The organism is Chloracidobacterium sp., assembly GCA_025057975.1.
GTDB lineage: Bacteria > Acidobacteriota > Blastocatellia > Chloracidobacteriales > Chloracidobacteriaceae > Chloracidobacterium.
In genome coordinates, this window is the sequence record JANWUV010000008.1 from 185,428 (window position 1) to 193,031 (window position 7,604).

The 7,604-nt window shown below is 59.9% G+C and carries 8 protein-coding genes; 2 read left to right on the top strand and 6 right to left on the bottom strand.

The annotated features are described in order from the left end of the window. Window positions 1-157: 157 nt before the first annotated feature. The 5 genes from tilS to NZ585_09110 form a co-directional block, all read right to left on the bottom strand. The gene (gene tilS, locus NZ585_09090; GenBank protein ID MCS7080190.1) at window positions 158-1,168 is read right to left on the bottom strand and encodes a tRNA lysidine(34) synthetase TilS; all 1,011 of its coding nucleotides are present in this window, start codon (window positions 1,166-1,168) and stop codon (window positions 158-160) included. An 18-nt stretch (window positions 1,169-1,186) separates the two neighbouring features. Further along, complete coding sequence (locus NZ585_09095; protein MCS7080191.1) at window positions 1,187-2,536, bottom strand: hypothetical protein; 1,350 nt, start codon at window positions 2,534-2,536, stop codon at window positions 1,187-1,189. Between the two features lie 100 nt (window positions 2,537-2,636). Continuing rightward, on the bottom strand, window positions 2,637-3,227 hold the full coding sequence (locus NZ585_09100; protein ID MCS7080192.1) for a sigma-70 family RNA polymerase sigma factor: 591 nt from the start codon (window positions 3,225-3,227) through the stop codon (window positions 2,637-2,639). Between the two features lie 110 nt (window positions 3,228-3,337). Continuing rightward, window positions 3,338-4,930, bottom strand: coding sequence for a DnaJ domain-containing protein (locus NZ585_09105; GenBank protein MCS7080193.1), 1,593 nt, complete (start codon window positions 4,928-4,930; stop codon window positions 3,338-3,340). A 63-nt stretch (window positions 4,931-4,993) separates the two neighbouring features. Then, window positions 4,994-6,052, bottom strand: coding sequence for a hypothetical protein (locus tag NZ585_09110; GenBank protein MCS7080194.1), 1,059 nt, complete (start codon window positions 6,050-6,052; stop codon window positions 4,994-4,996). Between the two features lie 250 nt (window positions 6,053-6,302). Between NZ585_09110 and NZ585_09115 the strand changes: the two genes are divergently transcribed. Beyond that, complete coding sequence (locus NZ585_09115; protein MCS7080195.1) at window positions 6,303-6,575, top strand: hypothetical protein; 273 nt, start codon at window positions 6,303-6,305, stop codon at window positions 6,573-6,575. A 75-nt stretch (window positions 6,576-6,650) separates the two neighbouring features. After that, window positions 6,651-7,235, top strand: a complete 585-nt coding sequence (locus tag NZ585_09120) for a cupin domain-containing protein (GenBank protein ID MCS7080196.1) — start codon at window positions 6,651-6,653, stop codon at window positions 7,233-7,235. 163 nt (window positions 7,236-7,398) lie between these two features. Here the strand turns inward: NZ585_09120 and NZ585_09125 are convergent. Beyond that, window positions 7,399-7,604, bottom strand: a 206-nt coding sequence (locus NZ585_09125; protein MCS7080197.1) for a hypothetical protein, incomplete at its 5' end; no start/stop codon positions are given.

Below are 7,604 nucleotides of genomic sequence, written 5' to 3' on the forward strand. Positions count from 1 at the left end.
GATGACCGGAAAAACGGTTGAGTAAGCCGTCGGGGCGGTGACAAACGGGCCGCCCCGCCTTGGACGCCAAGTTTACACGAACGACTTTTTTGAAGAAAAGTCGTCCTGTCATTTCTTGGACGGCGGTTCCGGCCACCACCTAGCCGTCAATATAAGCTTAGGTAAAAACCAACGCATCCGCCACGCGGCGTACCCGCCGGCCGCCCGTCAAATCCAGACATTTGCCAACGCCATCGTCCGGGAGGAGTGTCGCCTCAATGGCTTCTATGTGGTGGAACGCTACCGCCGGATACGCCTGCTCTTGGGCGACGGTGTGCAACACTCGCCGGCGGATAGCTGGCGGCAGCGCCGTCAGTTCCGCTACGGGCAACGCCCATCGCCGACCAACCTGCCGCGCGTGCCGGTGCAGCCATTCGGCGACAACAGTTCGCAAATAATCGCTGTCCTCACGCGCCAGTTGCGCCAACCGCGCCAAGGCGGTGCCCAGCTGCGGATTGAGCCGTTCCAGTTCCGGTATGACGAGATAGCGCAGTCGGTTGCGGGCGCGCGTTAGGTCGCGGTTGGTTTCATCCTCCCGGAACTGGATTCCACACTGCTGCACGTACTCGGCGATGCGCGGACGCGGCGTCGCCAGCAGAGGGCGGATGACCTGTATGGGCGAGTCGTCTGCGACGGGGCGCAAGGGAGCAATCGCCGTCAAACCGTCGGGGCTAGCGCCGCGCACCAACCGTAGCAAGACAGTTTCCGCCTGATCGCTCTGGGTATGCGCCGTCGCAATGAACGCCGCGCCGACCTGCTCCGCCGTCCGCTGCAGAAATGCATATCGTATCCGCCGCGCTACCGCTTCCAAGTTGCCCTGTTCAGCCGTGGCCGCCTGAGCGACATCCACCGTTTCCACCGTCCACCGTAAGCCCAGCCGCGCGGCCGTCTCGGCGACCAAGTGGGCGTCGGCGTCCGCCGCCGCGCCGCGCAGACCATGGTTGAGATGCGCCACGTGCAGACACTGTGCAGCTTCTACACCGCACCAATCCCAAAGGGCGTGCAGGAGCGCCATGGAGTCCATACCACCCGACACCGCAACCACCACCCCGCGCGTCGGGAAGCCTTCCACAGTCCGCAGCCAACGCCTGTTGAGAATGGCTTCGGCGTTTGGTTTTGATTCTAACACGGCCACCTCGGCGGACGGTCACTCGTCATCCAGTTCGGGATAGTCGAACGGATGATTAGCCAACACGGCGCGCATATTGATTTGTCCCAGCAGGGTTTCAAGGAAAGTTGCAAGCAGGTGAACCGTTTTAATCAGTTCTTCGAGATTGCGCGCCGACTGTACCTCATCCAGAAAACGGTCGTATTCATCCCAGTCTTTGTACATCAGGAACCGCAGCGACGTGTCCCGGAACAGCGTGATGCGTTCAATCAGTGGGGCGACGGCGGTTTTGTCCGGCCGTGATTCAAAACGGCGCAAGTGACGCAGTAGCCGCCAGATGTCTTCGCGCAGGTGCAGAGATTGTTCAAGTTTGGTCTGGAACATTTCAAACGCCGTGGCGCCATCAAACGTTGGATCAAAGACCGTCGCCAGCGCCACCAGCGACTGTTGAAAGCAGTCGCGGAGCAGGCCATGCGCATTTTCAACACGTGCGTAAATCGGCGGCGCTTGGTGCAACTCGGCAAACCCGACCAACTCCCGCCCGTAGATTTTTTGCAGTTCCATTTCTAGGGCGTACACCGTCGCGTCGAAGGCGTCATGTACATCCGGCAGTAGGTCAGGCAGACGCATAGGCCGGGTTTCAATAAACTCGATCAAAGCCTCCGTTTCGGCACGAATCAGAATGAAAATCAACAGGGCGCTTTTGAGCGGACGATCCTGCCGTAGGTCATCCTGCACAAAGTCCAAATAGCGCAGAAACCGATAAAAACAACTGAAAATATGGCGTAGGTCTTGGCGCAACGCCGGGTCCGGCAAAGCAGCAATTAGCCGGCGGAGGGCTTCAGATTTGATCTCCGGCGTCGGCGTGACCAAACCGCCCCGCACTGCCCGAAACAACCCGCTCCGCTCAATGGACTGATTAAGCAACCGGCCGACGGCCGTAAAGGTGTGATAGCCGACCGGTTTGGCGCGAATAAGGTCGTCTACGAGCATGCGGAGGTCGAAAAGCGACTCAAGCAGCTGGTACAGCGTCGCTGCTAGCGGGGATTCATGGGGGGATTGACTGAGCCCACTACCGGACGAGACCTTTGGCGCTACCGTTTGTAGTGAAGCCAAAGTTTCGGCGGACAGATAGTTCATCCGTAGCAACGCTTGACGGATGATGCGCAGTTCTTCTGTAAAGTCGCGCTGTCCCAGCGTTGTTCGATCCGACTCTGAGAGCGGATGCAATTCAAGCCTGAAAAAGTAAGCTAGGCTCTGCGCCAGCATTGTCAGCTCGAACAACCAACGTTGTTCCGCGCCGGCCGTCGTTGTTTCTCGCAGGGACGCCGCTGTGTCGGACGCGCTGGAGGTGTCAGTGACGGAAGTCATCGGCTGACCATCATTCATGAGGCAAGGTTACCCTACGGACAACGGAAAAACCCAACGCTGTGAACGGCGGCGATGAAAAATACTGCAAAGCGCTAAGTCTGTATAGCTTTCCGCCTTTTTACTGCGAAGAGGAAGACGACGGCGAAGAGAGGCGGGCAGTCAGATGGCGCTTCAGTTCGAGCTTAGCGCGGAACAGGCGTGATTTGACGGTTCCAACCGCGACGCCGGTAATGTCGGCGATTTCCTCACAACTGAGGCCGTCGTACTCCTTCATCACAAGTGTGTCACGGAACTCAGGAGGAAGAAGCGTGAGCGCCTCACGCACCAACCGGGTTCGTTCCTTGGACTCAAACTGAACGTCTGGACGCTCATCCGACACCGGCTCATGGTGCACTGGCATTGTTGCTTTGTCCGCCGTGGTTGGAGGCGTCGCCGTCAGGCGGTGCTCGCTTCGGCGCGCCTCGCTGACCAGACGATTAAAGGCGATGCGGTAGAGATATGTCTTGACGGACGATTCGCCCCGCCAAGACGCGGCGTGCTCCACAAGGGCAACGAAGACATCTTGGCAAAGTTCCTCGGCCCGCGCCGGCGACGACAACCGCCGGGCCAAAAAACGGTAGACGGCGGTGCGGTGGCGCTGGTAAAGCCGCGCAAAGGCCTGTTCGTCACCCTGCTGAAACGCGCGCAATAGTTCTTCGTCCGTTACCATGGTCGGCTCGCAGACGACGCGCGTTGGCTGTCAAAGGCGGTCGGCCGTTTGCATCCCCAGCGGGCGAGGACACGCGAACGCTGACGGAGCGTAGGCGACGACGGCGGTGTTCACTTCTTGAACAACTTGTCGAAGAAACCACCGCCACCCTTTGCGCCCTTGATGGCTTCTAACCCTTTGCGAGCCGCCTTGGAATCAGGATCAAGACGTAGCGCCTCGTTGAACATTTTCTCAGCCTGAATGTTCATATTCGCCCGTGCATATAGTTGCCCCAGCGCCACCAGCGGCGCAGTGTTGAACTGATCCAGTTCAGCCGCTTTCTTGAGCGCCGCTTCCGCTTCGCGCTGCATTTTGGGATGTGCCGCCAGCGTTGTCCCCAGCAGGAGGTGGTACCGTGCGGCGTCCGGTTTGAGGGCGACGGCTTCACGCAACAGGGCAATGGCGCCGGCGAAGTCCCGGTTGGCGATTTTGGCGCGGGCGTCTTGGAAAGCCTGCTCCGCTCTGGCTTCCCGCTGGGCGGTGGTTTCACCAGGGACGGTCGGGGGTGATTTTGGCGGCGGCGCAGCGCCGCGCGGCGTCGGCGTCGCGGCGGAAAGCGGCATTGGGGCGACGAGGGCTGGTTTTTCCGCACCATCCCGAATGGCTTCATAGGCCTCTGTAATCCGCGCGAAAATGGCGTCCACCTGCCGGCGTGTTTCCAGCGGGGCGTTCAAGTGGCGGTCTGGGTGGAAGTCGCGCGCCAAGCGGTAGTAGGCGTCACGGATTTCTTCCCGCGTCGCATAGGGTGAAACGCCCAAAATCTCATAGGGATCGCTGGTAGCATCAAGCCGCGCCTGCATTGCCAGCAACATATTCACCGCCTTGAGTGAGCCGGTGCGTTTGGCGGCGTCAGCGGCGGCGCGGGGTGGGACAATTGGTGGGGCGCTGACCGCCTGTTCGACAATTTCGGCCGGAATTTCCATCTGCCCGGTCTCGCGGTTGATAACCGGCGCGGCATGACGTTCCAGTACCCCAGCCGAGATCAAGCCGTAAAGCGCCTGCAAGGTGGCGTTGGGCGGTCCGTTGACGAGCATCATCGCCTGGAGAACGTTCATTGGGATGTTGATGCCGGCGACAAGCTGGCGCTCAATCGGCTTGAGCGAAAGGGATTGCGTACGTAGCAATGGGTTGCTGGATGGTCCGATGAGCCGGTTCAGGTCGCCCATTCCGCGTTGAATGATGCTGAAATCGCGGATACGTCGGACGCCTTCCAAGATGATATTGGCTGTGGAAAGCTCCAGCCGCAGGTCGTCTGGTACTGGCTTTTCTTGGGCTGTAAAACGATATTGTCCTTTTGTCCACTCAAACAGCGAGTAGATGATGCCTAGGATTTGAAAGGTGACGGCATTCGCTAGATCGCGCTCGGAGATGATGCCTAGGTCAACTAGCGCCCGACCAAACCGCTTTCCCTGCCCAGCTGCTTCCGACGCGCGCAGGAAGTCGGCTTCCGACAACAACCCGTTGCGCATCATGCTTTCGCCGATGCGGTCGGCGCGATCATTGCTGCGTGCGAAAACAATCGCCCCCAGCTCGAAGTAGATGGATTTACTGATCTTCTCGTGCGTGAGCGTCAATTCGCCGCTGAGGCGGCGGGTGTAGATGCGCCGGATGACATCCGGCAACGCGTCTTGAACGAGGTCGCCTTGTAGCAGTGGGGCTGTCACAACGCTCTCCTCCTGTTCTAGCGGCGGGGGAGCGGCAGCATAGCGGCCCCCCACCAGAAAACGTTAGTCCGTGTCTCCAGTATCGTCTCCGGCGTCGGCGTCTTTGCCCTTGAGCACCGGGTCGGACAGCCGCGCCCGCTCACCTTGGCGATCGGCGGCGCGCAGGACGCCGCTGTCGTCCATCACGAATGAACGCCGTCCCGTTTCTCGATACCGCTCCGGCACAGCATGGATTTGAAACGTTGGGGGAACAGCTTGGTTGTTGACAACCATTTCGATGCGGTAGCCCCGATACCGCCCGTCGGTGATATTTTTGATTTCGCCGGCATCTTCACCGGCGCGGCGCAGGTCAGCCAGTGTTCCAAAGCGATTTTGGCCAACGCCCAACGCATACCTCGCCTGTGCTTCCTGAAGTTGCTCAAGAAGGGGAATGACGGCGGCCTCATTGGCGGCGATGCGCACTTCAAACAGGCGGTCAAGATCGAACACGTCGTCCGTCTGGCCGCCGAAACTGGCGACGTACAGCGCCACAATACGCCAAGTCTTGAGTTTCCGGTCGCGGGTGAGGATGACGTTGATAACCGTCGGTCGTGCGTCTTCGCTGTTGAGGGAGGCGCGTAGCTCGACCGTTGCGAGGTTTTCTTCGGTGATGTCTCGAAAAGCAATATTGCCAACAATACGCGCGCCGGAGCGCAACAGCATTTCCCGCGCGCCGCTGCCGGTCGTGATGGGTTCGACGCGCACGCCCTGCGCCGCCAGTCGGCTCAACGGGTGGTCGCCCAGCAGCGCCCGGCGAATATCATTGTAGGCGGCGTTGTCGTTGGTCGCTAAGGCTGAAAGCGTTGCTTGGGCGCGTTCAGTAAGGAACGCTCGGATGGCGGGGTCGTCGCCGCGAAAGAACGCCTCGACGCAGGCGGCGACAATCTCTACTGGACGCAGCTCACGGGAGCGCTGAATCGGTGACGCGACCGCTGTCCCGGCGTCTGGCGTCACCCACCGGCCGTAGGTTGGGGGCAGGGTTGGGTTGGCCAGTAGGCTTAGCCCTCCTAGAACAGCCGCCCCAATCCGGCCGGCGGTACGGTATGGGCGCGTTTTGTGCGTGAAGACATGCATAGGCGTCATATCTTTATGGATTGCTTCGATTCGTTGCAAGCGTATCCCTAGGCGATGTGGTTTGACAGGAATGCCGGATGCGTTCACCTTGATGGAAGACATCGCTGAAGCTTGAACGGTGGCTTTGGGGAAAGGTTTTTTGAGAAACGCTTTTTGATGAGAAGCGCGTAGGGGAAAACGTTGCTTTAGAACGTTGGAGTCGGAACTTTGGATGGAGGCGGCGAACCGCTGTTAGGAGCGCCGCGTCGCAGTCCGTGCCATGTACGACCGTGTGATTCGTTTACGTGGAAGTGAGACCTACGAACTTGCCGCTCGCACTCGTTTCGGCTACGAGCTGGACCCAGCGCGCAACTTTGGCGTCAGGCTGGTTGTGCGGGCGTATGTCGTTGCGGAAGACTACAGCATTGAGGATTTTATCGCGCTGATGAAAAGCGAAGCAGCGCGGCACGAAGAAGCCCAACGCTTTCGGGCTAGTTTCATGCTGGATAGCCGTGACCTAGACGAGTCCGCACCGCCAATTGCCGAGCGTTGAGTCCGGCGTGCTTTCCGATGGTTTGTCGGGGCGCATCGCCGTTTCAAAAAACATCCGGGGGGTTGTAAGAATATTATGCACGCTGCGCCGCCAGCTGTACCTGATCCATCGCTTTCCGTGGCTTCCGCCGATGGGCGGGAGACGGTGAATCTCCCAGCCTATCGTTTCGTACCCTGCGTCGAGCCTTTCCGTTGGGAGGGGGTTCCCGTCACGGCGTATCAACAGACGCCCGCCTTGGAAGCCGACTTTGCCGGCGTCACTCGGCAAACGTTGTTCGGGCGGTCGGGCGAGGCCATCGGGTTTGAGGTACGCTACTTCGAGATCGCGCCGGGCGGATGGTCGGCGTTGGAGCGCCACGAACACGCTCATGCCGTGATTGGCCTGCGCGGCGTCGGCAAGGTGCTCATGGGCGATACCGTCCGTACGCTGGGCTTTCTGGATTTGGCCTACATTGGACCGAATTGCGTTCACCGGCTAGTGAATGATGAGTCCACACCGTTTGGCTTTTTGTGCATTGTTGACGCGCGGCGTGACCGTCCGCGCCGACTACGCCCGGCGGACGTGTCCGAGCTTTTGGCCGATCAGACGCTGGCGGCGGTTATTCTGCGGTCGGTTAAGGGAAAGATTGCAGGCGAGAGGAAGGGGGACGGCGTTGGATGAGTTCCTTGCCTTTCCGCCGAGGGTGGGTTTCTTCGGTCGCCGGCGGAGGGGAGAGAAGTTCTGTCCGACGAGTGCGCGGTCGGTGTAGGTCTCCACTAGGCGGCATTCCTACACTGCAACGGTCGTTTTTTCTCATCCTGAGAGACGAAGTATTTTGAACGTGTCATTCCGGCCCAGCCGCGATCCGGCGCTTGAAACCCGCCGCCAAGCCTCGCCGTGGATCGCGGAGAGCGATTCGTGGGTCAATTTCCAGTCCGCAGGGGAGAGGAGCAGCCCAACATGGACCCTCAACCGGCTGGTAAACCGCAACGTCGTTGATGCGCTTGACCGTTACTTCCGGCGTCCGTAACGCTCTTGGCCGGACAAGGA